This is a genomic window from Rhodococcus sp. ACT016, assembly GCF_050477185.1.
Classification (GTDB): Bacteria; Actinomycetota; Actinomycetes; order Mycobacteriales; family Mycobacteriaceae; genus Prescottella.
Genome location: NZ_JBEAET010000001.1, coordinates 1,612,788 through 1,629,510, shown reverse-complemented (window position 1 = coordinate 1,629,510; position 16,723 = coordinate 1,612,788). Strand labels below are relative to the sequence as shown.

At 68.0% G+C, this 16,723-nt stretch carries 13 protein-coding genes and 1 riboswitch; of the genes, 3 read left to right on the top strand and 10 right to left on the bottom strand.

Annotated features, from left to right (window positions below; all coding sequences use genetic code 11):
- Nucleotides 1-60: 60 nt before the first annotated feature.
- Nucleotides 61-133: riboswitch (cobalamin riboswitch) on the bottom strand.
- A gap of 128 nt (nt 134-261) precedes the next feature.
- Entirely contained in the window at nt 262-1,797 is a 1,536-nt protein-coding gene (mqo, locus tag ACQ5DX_RS07555) for a malate dehydrogenase (quinone) (RefSeq protein ID WP_430332044.1), read from the bottom strand.
- Between the two features lie 221 nt (nt 1,798-2,018).
- Between mqo and ACQ5DX_RS07550 the strand changes: the two genes are divergently transcribed.
- Both ACQ5DX_RS07550 and mtr read left to right on the top strand, forming a co-directional pair.
- A complete protein-coding gene (locus tag ACQ5DX_RS07550) occupies nt 2,019-3,044 on the top strand; it encodes an alpha/beta hydrolase (RefSeq protein WP_430332043.1) in 1,026 nt (341 codons plus the stop codon).
- Complete coding sequence (gene mtr / locus ACQ5DX_RS07545) at nt 3,041-4,429, top strand: mycothione reductase (RefSeq protein WP_430332042.1); 1,389 nt, start codon at nt 3,041-3,043, stop codon at nt 4,427-4,429. The genes ACQ5DX_RS07550 and mtr overlap by 4 nt, the downstream gene beginning before the upstream one ends.
- 16 nt (nt 4,430-4,445) lie before the next feature.
- On the opposite strand, the gene ACQ5DX_RS07540 is transcribed toward mtr, so the two are convergent.
- Nucleotides 4,446-4,865, bottom strand: a complete 420-nt coding sequence (locus ACQ5DX_RS07540; protein WP_430332041.1) for a hypothetical protein — start codon at nt 4,863-4,865, stop codon at nt 4,446-4,448.
- Nucleotides 4,866-5,079: 214 nt separating this feature from the next.
- Between ACQ5DX_RS07540 and ACQ5DX_RS07535 the strand changes: the two genes are divergently transcribed.
- A complete protein-coding gene (locus ACQ5DX_RS07535) occupies nt 5,080-6,354 on the top strand; it encodes a lipase family protein (RefSeq protein WP_430332040.1) in 1,275 nt (424 codons plus the stop codon).
- A 78-nt stretch (nt 6,355-6,432) separates the two neighbouring features.
- Here ACQ5DX_RS07535 and ACQ5DX_RS07530 read toward each other — a convergent pair whose 3' ends face one another.
- The 8 genes from ACQ5DX_RS07530 to ACQ5DX_RS07495 form a co-directional block, all read right to left on the bottom strand.
- A complete protein-coding gene (locus tag ACQ5DX_RS07530) occupies nt 6,433-7,101 on the bottom strand; it encodes a methionine ABC transporter permease (RefSeq protein ID WP_430332039.1) in 669 nt (222 codons plus the stop codon).
- Nucleotides 7,098-8,132, bottom strand: a complete 1,035-nt coding sequence (locus tag ACQ5DX_RS07525) for a methionine ABC transporter ATP-binding protein (RefSeq protein ID WP_430332038.1) — start codon at nt 8,130-8,132, stop codon at nt 7,098-7,100. Before ACQ5DX_RS07525 ends, ACQ5DX_RS07530 begins: the two co-directional genes overlap by 4 nt.
- Nucleotides 8,132-8,965, bottom strand: a complete 834-nt coding sequence (locus tag ACQ5DX_RS07520; protein WP_430332037.1) for a MetQ/NlpA family ABC transporter substrate-binding protein — start codon at nt 8,963-8,965, stop codon at nt 8,132-8,134. The genes ACQ5DX_RS07525 and ACQ5DX_RS07520 overlap by 1 nt, the downstream gene beginning before the upstream one ends.
- 29 nt (nt 8,966-8,994) lie before the next feature.
- Nucleotides 8,995-9,993: an isopenicillin N synthase family dioxygenase gene (locus ACQ5DX_RS07515; protein WP_430332036.1), complete on the bottom strand. Its 999-nt coding sequence runs from the start codon at nt 9,991-9,993 to the stop codon at nt 8,995-8,997.
- Nucleotides 9,994-10,359: 366 nt separating this feature from the next.
- Complete coding sequence (locus ACQ5DX_RS07510) at nt 10,360-13,098, bottom strand: aminotransferase class I/II-fold pyridoxal phosphate-dependent enzyme (RefSeq protein WP_430332035.1); 2,739 nt, start codon at nt 13,096-13,098, stop codon at nt 10,360-10,362.
- Nucleotides 13,099-13,212: 114 nt separating this feature from the next.
- Nucleotides 13,213-14,709 carry a SulP family inorganic anion transporter gene (locus tag ACQ5DX_RS07505; protein WP_430332034.1) on the bottom strand — a complete coding sequence of 499 codons (1,497 nt, stop codon included), beginning with the start codon at nt 14,707-14,709 and terminating at the stop codon, nt 13,213-13,215.
- 55 nt (nt 14,710-14,764) lie between these two features.
- Complete coding sequence (locus tag ACQ5DX_RS07500; protein WP_430332033.1) at nt 14,765-15,331, bottom strand: alpha/beta fold hydrolase; 567 nt, start codon at nt 15,329-15,331, stop codon at nt 14,765-14,767.
- Between the two features lie 41 nt (nt 15,332-15,372).
- The gene (locus tag ACQ5DX_RS07495; protein WP_430332032.1) at nt 15,373-16,566 is read right to left on the bottom strand and encodes a serine hydrolase domain-containing protein; all 1,194 of its coding nucleotides are present in this window, start codon (nt 16,564-16,566) and stop codon (nt 15,373-15,375) included.
- Between the last annotated feature and the right edge of the window lie 157 nt (nt 16,567-16,723).

Here is a 16,723-nt window from a genome sequence, read left to right as displayed (position 1 = left end):
CGATCGAATCCCTTCACGCCTCGGTTTCCGCGCCGAGAGCTTGGCGGTACGGAACGTCGCGGCATTCTGGCTCAGGGCCGATCGAATCGACCCTCACAGTGGCGGGACCGCGCCTGATTCGCACAGGCTTCCCCGCAGACGTTCCTTCAGTTTCAGCACCCTACCGTGCTGCGTCGGCGGCACCCTCCGGCGCCCCGACAGCACACTGCCGCGGCCCGGGGAAGATCCCCTGGCCGCGGCAGTGCGAACAGCGAACGAAGCTCAGACCGAGGCGGACTCGATCACCTGGTCCACCTCGGGCACCGCGGTGTCGGCGGTGTCGCCGAGCTCGAGCGCGCGAGTGCTCCAGTCCCACACCTGCTGGAACAGGGCCGTGTTGTCCGAGAGCTTCTGGCCCAGCGACGGGACCATCTGCTGCAGCTTCGGCTTCCAGGACTCGAACTCGCGCGGGAAGCAGCGCTCCAGGACGTCGAGCATCGCCGGCACGGCGGTCGACGCGCCCGGGGAGGCACCCAGCAGGCCGGCGACGGTGCCGTCCTCGGCGTTGACGACGGCGGTGCCGAACTCGAGGACGCCGCCCTTACCCTTCTTGCGGATGACCTGGACACGCTGGCCGGCGGTGATGAGCTCCCAATCGCCGCCCGTGGCGCGGGGCACGAACTCGCGCAGCGTCTGGATACGGTCGGACGGCCCCTGCATCAGCTCACCGATGAGGTACTTGGTGAGGCCCATCTCCGTGAGGCCGACGCCGAGCATCGAGGAAAGGTTGTTGGGCTTGACCGAACCGGGCAGGTCGGTGACCTTGCCGTTCTTGAGGAACTTGGGCGACCAGCCGGCGTAGGGGCCGAACAGCAGGCCCTGCTGGCCGTTGATGACGCGGGTGTCGAGGTGGGGAACCGACATCGGGGGCGCACCGACGGCGGCCTTGCCGTACACCTTGGCGCGATGCTGCGCGATGAGCTCGGGGTTGGTGCAGCGCAGGAACTGACCGCTGACCGGGAAGCCGCCGAAGCCCTTGGCCTCCTTGATGCCGGACTTCTGCAGCAGATGCAGCGCACCGCCGCCGGCGCCGATGAACACGAACTTGGCGTTCACGGTCTTCTTGGCACCGGTGCGCAGGTTCTCGACCTTGACCAGCCAGCTGCCGTCCGACTGCTTGGTGAGGTTGCGGACCTCGTGGCCGAAGTACACCTGGCCGCCGGAGGAGCCGACGTAGCTCAGCAGCTGCTTGGTGAGGGCGCCGAAGTCGACGTCGGTGCCCGAGTCGGTCCAGTTGAGCGCGACCGGGTCGGCGAAGTCGCGGCCCTTGGCCATGAGCGGCAGGCGGTCGGTGAAGAAGTCCTCGGACTCCGAGTACTCCATGCCGGCGAACAGGGGGTGGCCGGCGAGGGCGTCGTACCGGGCGCGCAGGTACTTCACGTTGTCGGCGCCGTGCACGAAGCTCACGTGCGGGATGGGGTTGATGAACTCCTTGGGATCGGTGAGGATCCCGTTGTCGACGGCGTACGCCCAGAACTGCCGGGAGACCTGGAACTGCTCGTTGACGTTGACTGCCTTGCTGATATCGACGCCGTCGCCCTTGGCGGGCGTGTAGTTCAGCTCACACAGGGCGGAGTGGCCGGTGCCGGCGTTGTTCCACGGGTCGCTGCTCTCGGCGGCAGCCGCATCAAGGCGTTCGAAGGTGGTGATCGACCAGTCGGGCTGCAGCTGACGCAGGATCGCGCCGAGCGTTGCGCTCATGATGCCCGCACCCACGAGCACTACATCGGTCTTCGCCACTACGTTCTGGTCTGACACTGGAGAATCGACTTCCTTGTCTGTTACACGCGACCTGTTCTGCACGCATCGCCCGCCCGGATCCCACGAGTTCACCGGCCTTGCGACACCAGCCGCATCCATTCGAGACATTACGTGCACAGACCGCATTTCGCGCGCCTGTGGCGCTTAGGTTACCTGTGCGTCACCTTCCCCAATTGTGCCCCTCGCAAACGACTCTGTTGTGCCAATAGAGTGTGATCGTGACTACTTGGGCTCCCGACATTCTGGGCGACGGATACCAGCAGCTGACAATCCCTTTGGGTGCGGATCCGGACGGAGAGGGCGAAGTAGAGGCCACATTGGTCCGCTATCAGCCGTCGACGACGCCCGGCACGCGGGCGGTGCTGTACGTCCACGGGTTCACCGACTACTTCTTCCAGCGCCATCTTGCCGAGCACTTCGCCGCGGAAGGGTACGCGTTCTTCGCCCTCGACCTGCGTAAATGCGGCCGGTCGCGGCGCCCGGGGCAGACGCCGCACTACGTGACCGACCTGAAGTACTACGACCAAGAACTGGACGAGGCGCTGCGCCTGGTACGTGAACAGGTCGGCGGCGGGCAGGTCCTCCTGGTCGCCCACTCGACCGGCGGACTGATCGTGCCGCTGTGGCTCGACCGGGTCGAGCGGCGGCCGGGCGGATCCGCGGGCGCGGGTGTCGTGGGTCTCATCCTCAACAGCCCGTGGTTCGACTTGCAGGGCCCTGCCATGCTGCGCAGCGCCGGGACCACCGCCGCGATCGACGCTCTCGGCCGGGTGTCGAGCAAGACCCCGATTCCCGGGCAGAAGCTCGACACGTACGGGTCGAGCCTGCACATCGGCGCGAACGGCGAGTGGGAGTACGACCTCGGCTGGAAGCCGCTCACCGGGTTCCCGGTCACGTTCGGCTGGCTGCGCGCCGTCCGCCGCGGTCACGCGCGACTGCACCGCGGACTCGACATCGGGGTGCCGTCGCTGATCCTGCGCTCGAAGGTCACCGTGTTCGCGTCCCGCTACAACCCCAGCGTGGACGCCGCGGACGCCGTCCTCGACGTCGACCAGATCGCCAAGTGGGCCGGCTGCCTGGGCAACCGCACCACGATCGTCCCGATCGAGGGCGCCCGGCACGACGTGTTCCTGTCCACCGCGACGCCGCTCGCCACCGCTTTCCACGAGGTGGACCTGTGGCTGGCATGGCTCGACGCACACCACCTCACCTCGACGGATCGAGAGACTGGAGCCCCCGCGTGACCCATTTCGACATCGCGATCATCGGTACCGGATCGGGCAATTCGATCCTCGACCAGCGTTACGACGGCAAGAAGGTCGCGATCCTCGAGGAGGGCACCTTCGGTGGCACCTGCCTCAACGTCGGCTGCATTCCCACCAAGATGTTCGTCTACACGGCCGAGGTGGCCCGCACGATCGAGGAGGCGTCGAAGCTCGGCATCGACGCGACGCTCGACGACGTGCGCTGGCACGACATCGTCAAGCGGGTGTTCGGCCGGATCGACCCGATCTCGGCGGGCGGCGAGCGGTACCGTACCGAGGACTGCGCGAACGTCACGGTCTTCCGCGGTCACGCCCGGTTCGTCGGCCCCAGGACGATCGACACCGGAACCGGTGAGGTGATCACCGCGGACCAGGTGGTGATCGCGGCCGGTTCGCGCCCGACGATCCCGGACGAGATCCTCGACGGCGGCGTCCGCTTCCACACCAACGACGACATCATGCGGCTACCGGAGCTGCCCGAGCGTCTCGTCATCCTCGGCTCGGGCTTCATCGCCGCCGAGTTCGCGCACGTGTTCTCGGCGCTGGGCGTGCACGTGTCGATCATCGGCCGCAGCGACCGCCTGCTTCGTCACCTCGACCGCGGCGTCTCCGATTGGTTCACCGAGCTGGCTGGGCGCAAGTGGGACGTGCACCTGTGCCACCCGATGGTCGCGGCCCGCTCGGCAGGCAACGGCATCGAGATCGAGCTGTCCGACGGGACGGTCGTCGCCGGCGACGAATTGCTGGTTGCGGTCGGCCGCACCCCGAACGGCGACCGGCTCGACGCCGCACTCGGTGGGGTCGCGGTCGACGAGTCGGGACGGGTGATCGTCGACGAGTTTCAGCGCACCACGGCGGAGGGCGTGTTCGCGCTCGGGGACGTCTCGTCGCCGTACCAGCTCAAGCACGTCGCGAACCACGAGATGCGCGTGGTGCAGCACAACCTGCTGCAGGACGCCTGGAATGCCAGCGAGAAGTCCATCGCCAAGTTGCGGCGCACGGACCACCGGTTCGTGCCGGCCGCAGTGTTCACCGACCCGCAGATCGCCAGTGTCGGGATGACCGAGGAACAGGCCCGCGAGGCCGGCCTCGACATCACCGTCAAGATGCAGAACTACTGTGACGTCGCCTACGGCTGGGCCATGGAGGACGACGAGGGCTTCTGCAAGGTGATCGCCGAACGCGGCACCGGACGCCTGCTGGGCGCGCACGTCATCGGCGCCCAGGCACCCACGGTGATCCAGCCGCTGATCCAGGCGATGAGCTTCGGGCTGTCGGCGCAGGACATGGCCACCGGGCAGTATTGGATCCACCCGGCGCTGCCCGAAGTGGTCGAGAACGCGCTGCTCGGTCTCGACATCTGAGTCGTGCGCGCGCCGGTCACCCGACCGGCGCGCGTCGCTCGGCCGAATCCGGCAGCCAGGCCGGCCATCCCGCCAGGAGCACCGCGAGCACCGCCGCGGGGACGAAGTAGACGAATGTGAACTGCGGGGCGGGCCGGAAGAAGACCCCGAACGAGCCGAGCGTGAGGACGGCGGCGACGACTCCCGCGGCCCAGCGCCGAGCGATCACCGCGGGAAGCAGGCACAGCAGCGCCGGCACGATCAGCGCGGCCACGATCGGTGGTCCGTAGTACCGCGCGATCGACATCTCGCATTGCTCGCCTGGCATGACACCGGCGTCGGGATACCCCAGCTCACACGAGGTGATCTGGAGCATCGGACTCGTCGCGGCGAGAACCCCCAGCCCGGCGCAGATCCACGCCAGCACGATCCACCCCGCCCGAATCGCGTTCAGCACGCTTACCCCTCCTCGATCCACGTGTACGACGACGGTACGAGGCGCGGGTGGAATGACCGGTTACGACACTCCGCTCGCCGGATGTCCCCGTCCAGTGCGGATCACCGTGGAACGTCATTGCGACACATCGTTTTCCGCGCCGGGCAACTCCCTCCCACGGGACGGGTTTCGCAAACCACCACGACGAGCGTTGGCGCTGAGCTAGATTCGGCGGATGACGGGTACCCGACTCGGCCGCCGGATCGTCACCGCGATCGCCGTCGCCCTACTCATGGGCGCACCGCAGATCCTCACTCCCGCAGCGCAAGCTGCCCCCGTCGCACCGGTCGTCACGCCGACCGCGGACGAGCCTGGGGTCGTTCTCGAGTCCGCCCCGCTGCCCCAAGCGTTCTGGCTGCCGGGCACCGGTGCGGCGTATCGGATCACCTATGTGACCACGGGTCCGAACGGCCGCACCCCCTGCACCGGCATGGTGTTCGTCCCGACCGGCTCACCGCCGCCGGGTGGCTGGCCGGTCATAGCCTGGGCCCACGGAACCATCGGTGACTCCGACGCGGATGCCCCGTCGCGCAACGGCGTCGACGCCGATACCAGCCGCTACGTGGCGAACTGGTTGGCTCGCGGCTACGCGATCGCAGCCACCGACTACATCGGCCTGGGCACCCCCGGTGTCCCGCCGTATCTGGACGGAAAGGCCGCTGCGCACAGCGTGATCGACTCGGTGCGTGCGGCCCGCTCCGTCGATGCCAGCCTCTCGCCGCGGTGGGCGGTCGTCGGCCTGTCCGAGGGCGGGCAGGCCTCGGTGTTCACCGCGCACGCCGCCACCGGGTACGCGCCCGAATTGGACTACCGCGGCGCGGTCGCCGTCGGTGTGCCGTCGAACATCGAGACGCTCGCCCCGCTGGCCGGACCGAACTTCCCGCCGCAGGGCCTGGCCGGGCTGACGAACTTCATGACCTTCGTGATCGCCGGGCTCCGCGACGTCCATCCCGAGCTCGACGTCAACAGCTACCTGACGCCGATCGGCCGGACGCTCGTCGATGCGGCGCCGGAGCTGCCCTACCGGGAGTTCGCCCCACTTGCCGCGAATGTCTCTGTGGCCCAGATGCTGTCGCGGTCGCTGAACGATCCGGCCCTGCAGGCTGCGTTGCGCAACTACTTGCAGGTGCCGACGTCCGGATACGACCGGCCACTGATGATTGCGCAGGGGTCCGAGGACCCGACTGTGCCGATGCCGTTGACGCTCGAACTCATCGCGGAGATGAACCTGTCCGGTACCTTCCCGGAGTTCAAGGTCTATCCCGCCGATCACATCGGCAGCATGTACGCCAACGAGTCTGACGCGGTCACCTTCGTCGACAAGGTGTTCCAGTGCGACCCCGGATCGGACGAACGTGCATGCGGGCCGACCTCGGGAGGCTCACTCGCGTCGATCGGGCCGGTCGGGTCGCTCGAATTGCTCGGGTCGCTCGGGCTGCTCGGGTCCTGATTGCCGCGCCGGGACTGCCGACTCATGCAGGATTCCTCTCGGAACCCGGGAGGAATCCTGCACGATTGGGCCGCGATACTACTTCCGATGCTTCAGCGCCCGGACGACGCCGTCACCGATCGACTGCAGGATCTGCACCAGGACGATGAGCACGACGACCGCGACCAACAGCACCGGTGTGTTGAACCGCTGGTAGCCGTAGACGATCGCGAAGTCGCCCAGTCCCCCGCCGCCGATCACGCCGGCCATCGCCGAGTAGCCGACCAGCAGCACCACGGTCAGCGTCGCACCCGCGACCAGCGCCGAGACCGATTCGGGCAGCAGCACCTTCCGGACGATCTGGCCGTTGCTCGCACCCATCGCCTGTGCGGCCTCGACACGGCCGACCGGTACCTCACGCAGCGCGGACTCGACCACGCGCGCGTAGAACGGGATCGCACCGATCGTCAACGGCACGATCGCGGCCGTCGGGCCGATCGCGGTGCCGACGATCATCCGGGTCACACCGATCAGCGCGATCATCAGGATGAGGAACGGCAGCGACCGGAAGACGTTGACGATCGCGCCCAGCACCGAGTTGACGGCGCGCTGCGGCCACAACCCGTTCGGCGAGGTGACGTGGAGCACCACGCCGAGCAGCACACCGCCGATCACGGTGAGCACGAACGAGATTCCCACCATGTAGAGGGTTTCCTGCGTCGCCTCCCACACCTCGGGGAGCGAGTCCTTCCAGGACAGCTTGTTCATGCGGTTACCCCCTGCGCCAGTGCGCCGGTCTGTTCAGGTCCTCCACCCCAGGCCAGGGTGGTGCCGGGCTGCGCGTCCACGAACGCCTCGACGTCGGCTCGGTTCACATCGGGCCCGAACCGCAGCCGCAGGCGACCCACGGTGACGCCGGCGACCTGTTCGACGCTGCCGCCGACCACGGAGATGTCGACGTCGAGCTTGCGGACGAGCTGTGCGAGCCACGGCCCGTGAGCCTCGTCGCCGATCGTGGTGACGAGCGCGGTGTCGGCGCCGTCGCCGGTGGACGGGTCGTCCCCCACCGGGACGATCGCCCCGCCCAGCACCGAGCCGGGGGTGCCGACCAGATCGAGGATCCGGCCGCTCTCGGCGATCCGTCCGTCCTCGAGGCGGGCCGCGGACGTGCAGATGCGTCGCAGCACGCCCAGCTCGTGCGTGATGAGCACGACGGTGACCCCGATCGAGCGGTTGAGCTCTGCCAGCAGGTCGAGCACCTGGTCGGTGGTGTCGGGATCGAGCGCGCTGGTCGCCTCGTCGCACAGCAGCACGTCCGGCTCGGACGCGAGTGCGCGGGCGATGCCGACGCGCTGCTGCTGACCGCCCGACAGCTGCGACGGGAACGCCTTCTCCTTGCCACCGAGTCCGACGAGCTCGATCAGCTCGTCGGCGCGGGCCCGACGCTGCTTGCGGTCCAGCCCGGCGAGCTCGAGCGGGAACTCGACATTGGCCCGCACGGTCCGCGAGTGCAGCAGGTTGAACTGCTGGAACACGGTGCCGATGCGACGGCGAGCCTTACGCAGCCCCGCACCGGAGAGCTTCGACAGGTCGTCGCCGTGGAGCACGATGCGGCCGCTCGTGGGCTGCTCGAGCAGGTTCAGGCAGCGCAGGAGCGTCGACTTACCGGCGCCCGACGGACCGACGATGCCGAAGATCTCGCCCTCGGCGATCTCGAGGTCGATGCCACGCAGGGCCGAGACCTCCCCCGCGCCACCGGCAGCGGGGAAGGTCTTGACCAGGTTCTCGACGGTGATCATCAGCTGGCCGCGTGGACCGGGACGACGGAGCCGGAGTAGTTCTCCTGGATCCAGTTGGCGGTCTCCGGCGACTCGAGCGCAGCAGCGAGCGCCTGGACGCCGGGATCGTTCGCGTCGGCGGCACGGACGACGAGCAGGTTCGCGAACGGGTTGTTCTCGACCTTCTCCGACAGCAGGGCGTCCTTCGCCGGGCTCAGACCGGCCTCGATCGCGTAGTTGGAGTTGATGACCGCGGCGGTGATCTGCGGGTCACCGAGGTTGCGGGCGATCTGCGAGCGCTCGATCTCGACGAACTTCAGGTTCTTCGGGTTGGCCTTGATGTTCTTCTGCGTGACGATGGACAGGTCGGCCTCGGTGAACGGCTTGTCCATCTGGATCAGCCCGGCCGACTCGAGCAGGTAGAGGCCGCGCGCGAAGTTGGTGGTGTCCTTGGGCAGCGCGATGGTCGAACCGTCGGCGAGCTGGTCGACGGCGGTGATCTTCTGCGAGTACAGGCCCATCGGCTCGAGGTGCACGTCGGCGACGGAGACGAGGTCGTCCACGCCCTTCTGCTTCTGCCAGTCGGCGAGGTACGGGGCGTGCTGGAAGTAGTTGGCCTTCACGTCGCCGGCGACGAGCAGCTCGTTGGGGTCGATCTCGCCGGTGACCGGCTTGATGTCGAGCTTGACGTCACCGAGGACGCCGGAGTCGGCGATGTGCTCGAGGATCTCCACGTGCGGGGTGCTGGAGGCGGAGACCACCAGCTTCTCCCCGTCGTTGCCCGACGAGCAGGCGGCCAGACCCACGGTGAGCAGGGCGGCAGCAGAGAGAACAGCGGTGCGGCGCAAGAACATTGAGAAGTACCTTCCGGGTGTGGAGATGGTCAGCCGCGCAGGGCGGGCAGGTCGAGCAGGTCGCGGTGGTACCGCTCGGTGACGTTGGGATGCGCACGCAGGCGCGACTTGAGGGCGTTGAGCCCGTAGCGGGCGTGCAGGGTGCCGCCGTGCTGGTCGGGCCCGACGCCCGCGGCCTCGGCGGCGAGTTCGGGCGGCAGCGCCACGGTGGGCAGCGCCTGGTCGTAGCCGGGGTTGAGGAAGAACGGCAGCGAGACCCGGTCGGCGCCCGCGGCCGGCGGCAGGACGCGGTGCACGGTGGCCTTGAGGTAGCCACCGGTGGCGACCTCGAGCAGTTCGCCGATGTTGACCAGGAAGTGGCCGGGGATCGGGTCGACGTCCAGCCAGCCGTCGGCGGTCTCGACCTGGAAGCCGCCGCTGGTCGGCTCGGGATAGAGCAGGGTCAGCGCGCCGACGTCCTTGTGGCTGCCCACGCCCTGGTCGGTGACCGAGCCGTCGTGGCCGGGATAGCGCGCGATCTTGAGCAGCGGGTCGGGATCGGCGAAGGCGGTGTCGAAGAAGTCGGACGGCGCGCCGAGGGACTGCGCCCAGCCACGGATCAGACGCAGGCCCGCGTCCTGAGCCTGACTCGACCACTCGAGCGCCAGGTCACGCAGCCGCGGGACGGCGGACGGCCACAGGTTGGGTCCGTGCAGCACGTCCCACGGGCGGGCCGGGTCGATCGGGTCGACAGCAGCGCGCTCGGGGCCGATGTCGAGCTGCTCACGCCAGTCGATGTAGCCCTGGGTGCGCTCGCCGCCGACACGGGTGTAGCCGCGGAAGTGCGGCGAGTTGCTGTTCTCGATCTCGAGCTTGTCGGCCTCGGGCAGCGCGAAGAACTCGCGCGCCGCGGCGATCAGGTCGTCGGTGAGCTGCTGGTCGATGCCGTGACCGGTCAGGTAGAAGAACCCGATCTCGTGCGTGACCTCACGCAGCGCGTCGACGTCGAGGTTCTCCAGATCGATGATCGGGAGCGACTGTGCGGGCATGGAACTGGTCCTTTCCCCACGGGCACCTGCGGAAGATCGGCGCTGCGACGAGTGGGTGCCCGATGGGAGGACATTGCGCGGGAAGGCGAGACGGTACGAAAAGTGCCGTCGCGCAGGATTTCTCGTCTCAGCGCTGGCGCATGCAACAACAACCACCACGCATGAGCGTCGTGGCGACAGTTGCTGCAGGGCCGCGCATCGGAGTCCTTCCCGGACGAGATCGTGAATCGGCGCGCCCGTTCGAGCGTGCCGTCACAGGAGGCTAACGCGACCACGGCGGACAGTTCAAATCGACCGTATACGCACGGCGACGAACGGCGACATTTGTGAGACGAACGGTCGGAACCAACCCGTCCGAACCCGCGATCACTCCCCCGTCGACGTGTCGGCCATCTCGAGGGCCTTGGTGGTGAACACGCGGTAGCCGCGATGCGGGCGGTAGCCGTGGATCTCGGGTGTGTCGAGGCTGCGGATGAACGAGAGGATCTGTCGGCTGAACTCCTGCCCGGGGACGAGCACCGGAAAGCCCGGCGGATACGGGGTGACGAAGGTCGCCGAGACCACCGGCCGTCCGGACTCGATCGCCTCCTCGACCTCGTCTGCCGTGAGGTATTCGCAGCGGGTGTCGTCGTAGGCGAGGAAGAAGGCCCGTCGTACATCCCCGTCGGGCGTCGTTGGAGCACCGTCCTTTTCGAGGAAGATCGGATGGAATCCACTGAAGTCCGGGAGCGGCGCGGTGGGGCTCGTCAGCCGAGTCACCGCCGCCTCGTGGTACGCGCGTTCGGTGGTGCTCATGTCGGTGAGCCGGTCGTCGAGCTGGTGGGCGAACTTGACCAGCACCTCGACGAGGTAGGCGACCGAGCTACGGGTGGTGCCGATGTTGGTCATGAACAGGACCGTGTTGCGGGAGGTCTTGTTGATCTGGACGCCGTAGCGGTCCATCAGCTCGGCCCGTTTGAAGGTGTCCCCGTCGATACCGGTCGACCCGATGTAGAGCGTGACCCGCGACGGGTCGAGCACGAACTCGTCGCGCCCCCACGCCGCGACCATGGCGCGCAGACCGCCGCGCAGCGGCTGATCGATGTGTGTCGGCCGGAACTCCTCGGGAATCATCTCCGCCGTCGACAGGCAGTGCATGTACTTGCTCAGCAGCGGGTGGTGGTCGACCGCGTCGCGCAACCGCATCGCGTTCTCGACCTGCTTCTGGACCAACTCGGCGCCCTCGAGTTCGGCCTGCCGCCGGCCGATGTCGAGAGAGGCGAGGATCTGATAGTTGGGCGAGGTGGACGTGTGGGCCATGTAGGCCTCGTGGAAGGTCTCCTCGACCTTCTGGTCGAACTCCTGGTCGAAGACGTGGATCATCGAACCCTGACGCAGCGCGGTCAGAGTCTTGTGGGTGGACTGGGTGGCGTAGACCCGCACCTTGGCGCGGACGGGGTCGGGCATCAGTCGCCGCTCGAGCAGTGTCTCGTCGTCGGCGCCGTGCAACTTCTCGGCGTAGTCGGCGTAGTCGGCCCGGTACTCGGGATCGCGCAACCGCTCGCGCACCGCATGCGCTGCATGCATCGCCGTGCGGGTGCGATAGACTGGGTGGAACCGGGCGAAGGCGAACCACGCCTCGTCCCACAGGAACACCAGGTCCGGCTTGATCGCCAGGCATTCCTCGACGACACGCTCGACGTCGTAGATGACCCCGTCGAAGGTGCAGTTCGTCAGCATCAACAGCTTGACGCGGTCGAGCTTGCCGGCCGCGCGCAGCTCGAGCAGCTTCGACTTGATCTCCCGCAGCGGCACCGCGCCGTACATCGAGTACTGGTTGAGCGGATACGCGTCCAGGTAGGTGACCTGGGCACCGGCGAGCATCAGACCGTAGTGATGAGACTGGTGACAGTTGCGGTCGACCAGGACGATGTCGCCCGGCGCGATGAGCGCCTGGACGACGATCTTGTTGGCCGTGGAGGTGCCGTTGGTCACGAAGTAGGTCTGCCGCGCCCCGAACGTCTTCGCCGCCAATTGCTGCGCCTCACGCAGCGGACCGGTCGGCTCGAGCAGCGAGTCCAGTCCGCCACACGTGGCCGACGTCTCCGCCAGGAACACGTCCAGGCCGTAGAAGTCGACCATGTCGGAAATCCAGTGCGAGTTGACGATCGACTTGCCCTGCGAGATCGGCAACGCGTGGAACACACCGGTCGGGCGGTGGCTGTATTCGCGCAGTGCGCTGAAGAACGGGGTCCGGTACCGGGCCGCGATCCCCTCGATCAGGCTCAGGTGCAGATCGAGTGAGCCTTCCCCGGCGTGGAAGACGCGGCGGAAGTACTGGCCGAGCTGGCCGGCGAGGTCCTCGACCGCAATCTCGGTCATCAGGTACAGGTCGAGCTCCGGGCGGGTGTCGGTGAGTTCGTCGGCCAGGATCCGCGTCCGCTCCTCCGGCGTGTGCCCGGCAAGCCTGTCGGCGACACCCGTGTAGATGAAGTCCTCCAGGGTCGACAGGTCCCGCCGGGACTTGTGGGAGAACCGGCGGCGGATCACGCACGCCTGCAGGTTCACGTTCAGGCGCGCCGCGATGACCGCGTCGTCGCCGCTGGCCACGACGACCAGTTCGTAGATAAATTGGTCGTCCGGTCGACGCCAGGCGCGCAGTTCCCGGCGCAGCGCACGCTCCTGCGCTTCGGTCATGGCCTCGACCACCAGCACCTCGAAGTAGTGGGGCCGGGATCGGTCCGCACCGGCCTCGTCGCGGCGAGACGAGTCGGCGCCGATGGCCTCGACGTCGCCGTCGAGCGGGGAGACCGGCGTGCCACTTCGGTAGGAGCCGGTGACCAGCGCCCGGTTGATCCGGGCGACGGTGCGGAAGAACTTGTCGTACACGCCGGTCGTGAACAGCCGCTGCGTCTGCGCGAACACCTGCGGCCCCGGGAAGGCCCAGTACCGCTCGAGCGGGCGCAGCTGGTCGAGCAACTCCTCGACATTTTCGAGCAGCGGACCGATCGACGCCCCGCGCGCGGCCGCACCCGCCAGGTGCGCACTGGTCCCTTCCAATCGGCACCACGAGTCCGCGCGGAACTGCCACATACTGTTGTAGGCCCGCGGATTGACCTCAGCCATCACAGCCTCCAGCGCACGGTCACGACCGACAACCGAGGTCGGTCGACGACGGCGCCGTCGTGCCGAGCAATTTCAGCCTGCCCCCACACGTCCGGACAGGCAAGCGGCCGCTGCTCAGCCGAGCCGCCCGGACAGCCTCTCCAGTCGGTTCAGGCTCGAGCCGTCGAGGCCGACGATACGAACGTCCTTCCCGCGCACCGCGTACTTGTGTTGCACCGCATCGAGGGTCGCGACGGTGGACGCGTCCCACACGTCGGCGCCCGACAGGTCGATCACCACCGAGTCCGGGTCGTCGGCGTAGTCGAACCGGTGGATCAGGTCGTTGCTCGACGCCCAGAACAGTTCCCCCGACACCCGGTAGGTGCGTTCGGCGACGCCGTCGCACTCACCGTCGACGACGTCGATCCGCGTCATGTGGGCGACGCGGCGCGCGAACGCGACCATCGCGGTCAGCACGCCGAGCACGACACCGACGGCGAGGTTGTGGGTCGCGAGGGTGCCGACGACGGTGACCACCATGACGAGGGTCTCGCTGCGCGGCATCAACCGCAGGGTGCGCGGGGCGATGCTGCGCCAGTCGAAGGTCGTCACCGCGATCACGAGCATCACCGCGACCAGCGCGGCCATCGGGATGGCGCCGACGACGTCGCCGACCGTCACGCACAGCACGAGCAGGAACGCTCCGGCGAGGAACGTGGAGATGCGGGTGCGGGCGCGACCCTCCTTCACGTTGATCATCGTCTGGCCGATCATGGCGCAGCCGCCCATGCCACCGAAGACCGCGCCCGCGATGTTGGCGACGCCCTGGCCCCACGCCTCACGGGTCTTGTCGGACGGGGTGTCGGTGATGTCGTCGACGAGTTTCGCGGTGAGCAGCGATTCGAGCAGGCCCACGAGCGCGAGCCCCACCGCGAACGGCGCGATGATCGTCAACGTCTCCCACGTGAGGGGCACGTCCGGGATCATCCAGGTCGGCAGGCCCGACGGCAGTTCGCCCTGGTCGGCGACGTCGGGCACGTCGAGGTGGAACAGCGCGACCGCGGCGGTGAGCACGACGATCGCGATCAGCGGCGCCGGCACCGACGTGGTGAGTTTCGGTACGAGGACGATCATCGCGAGGCCCGCCGCCACGAGCGGGTACACCAGCCACGGGACGTCGACCAGGTGCCGGATCTGCGCGCTGAAGATCAGCACGGCGAGCGCGTTGACGAAGCCGATCATCACGGACCGCGGGATGAACCGCACCAGCCGCGCCAGACCGGCGACGGCGAACAGGATCTGCAGCGCACCGGCCAGCCACACCGCCGCGATGAGGTAGTCGATGCCATGTGACGCCACCAGTGGGGCAATCACGAGCGCCGTCGCGCCCGCCGCCGCCGAGACCATCGCAGGGCGACCGCCGACGAACGCGATGGTGATGGCCATGATGCACGACGTGTAGAGCGCGACCTTGGGATCGACGCCCGCGATGACCGCGAACGAGATGACCTCGGGGATCAGCGCCAGCGAGGTCACGAGTCCGGCGAGGACCTCGGTCGTGAGCAGCCGGGGAGAACGGAATGCGGCCCGCACGGACGAGCCGGCGGCCGGGGTGGAGAGAGTGTCGTGCACCGCAGGATTCTAGAGACCCCCGCACCGGAGCTGTAATCCCGGAAGTGGAGCCCGCCTACCAGGACCCGGTGCGCAGCACGATCTCGCTCGCCAGTTCGGCGGACGCCTTCGCCGGAACGTCGTCGACGCCGTCGAGCTGGACGATCCGGAACTCCGAGTACGCGTACCGCCCGCTCGCGTCGGCGCACGCGCGGCCGAGCGAGCTGCCGACGACGACGGTGGTCGGCAACTCGACGGCGGGGCAGGCGGCGTCGAGCACGGCCCCGTCCACGCCCGGCACGGCCGGATGTCCGCGGTCGGCCACGATGAGGCTCGCGAAGCGCCCGAACGTCTTGGCGGCCAGCCGCCACGCGAGTTCGGCTCCCGCACCGGCGCCGACGAGGTTGACCCACGGCAGCTTCAACTCGTCGAGCATCGCGATCACGGAGGGCTCGTCGAGCCCGGCGATGCTCTCGGGAACCACGGTCCGCAGATCCGAATCGTGCAGGCGTGCGCAGACCGCGTCGAAGACGTCGACGGGGGCGCCAGCATCGGGCAACAGCAACACCGTGTGCCGGCTCTCCGGTCCCCCGATACGGACCGTCACGGTCCCACTTCCCACGGCAACGCTCGTCGACTCCATGAATGAAAACGGTACGCGATCCAGATCACAGAACTGGACGCCTATGCGGGGTAGACCTTGCCGATGATCTCCTTGGCCATGGTGGTCGCCGGGTCCTGCCCGTTCGCGGCGGGCGCGAGGTTGGCCCACACCACCAGAGTCACCTTGTCGACGGGATCGTGCCCCATGAACGAATTGAAACCGGGCAGCTCTCCGGTGTGCCCGAACATCGGGCCCATTTTCGCTATGCCCCAACCGTATTGGGCGGATCCGGGGTCCGGGCTCGTGGGTTGCACGCTGGCGAGCCGGTGGGCCTGCATGTCGGGGTCCAGCAAGTGTCCGCCGACGAGTGCCTGCACCCAGGTGACGAGATCGTTCGCGGTGGAGATGCCGGCGCCGGCCGCCCATGCCCACGACGGGTTGACGTCGGTGACGTCGTTCGGCTGGAGAGTGCCGTCCTTCGCCGCGGCCTGGCTGTCCGGCGGCAGTGCCGGATCGGTCAGCGTCTCCATGTTGGTCCCGTACACGTAGCCCTGCGGGTGCGGTGCCGCGATCGTGTTGTCGGCGATGTCGGGGAACGACGTACCGGTCAGCCCCAGCGGACCGAACAACCGTGACTGGAAGATCTGCTGCAGCGGCTTGCCGTCCAGGCTCTCGGCGATGAGGCCGAGCAGCACGATGTTGGTGTTGGAGTAGTGGTAGCCCTGTCCCGGAGGGAAGTACGGCGGATTGGCGAACCCGAGGGCGAGCAGTTCGTCGGACTTCCACTGCTTCTGCGGATCGTTGTCGAGCGCCTCGTTGAGCTGCGGCGTCTCGGTGTAGTTGAACAGGCCGCTGCGCATGTCCAGCAGCTGCTCGATGGTGATGTTGTCGCCGTTCGGCACGTCCGGGCGGTACTTCGACACCGGATCCGTCAGTGCGAGCTTGCCTTCCTGCGCGAGCTGGAGGATCACGGTCCCGGTCATGGTCTTGGTGTTGGAGCCGATGCGGATGTGCTCGACGGTGTCGACGGGGTCGTTCTGCCCGCGAGTCCCGGTGCCGTACTCGACCGTGAGAACGCCGTCCGGAGTCTGGAGAATCGCGACGGCCCCGGGAACCTGCAGCTCCTGCGCGACACCCGCCACGACGTCGTTCAGCGTGGCGGCATCGATCTTCCGCAGTGCCGTCGACGACGCCGCGCCGGTGGTCGTGGTCGATGTCGAGGATTCCGTGGCGGACTCGTTCGAGGAGCATCCGGCGAGAACCAGCGCGGCCACGAGTGCTCCACACGCGATCCGAATGGTCGTCCCGATACCGAGGCTTCTTCGCACGTCGACACTTCCTCACCATCGCGGTTTCGGAACCTCTCACGTCGTTCCGCAGCCTAGGCGCGCCGAACACACGCCGGGGGCGATCCGTGAAACCGGAACCGGC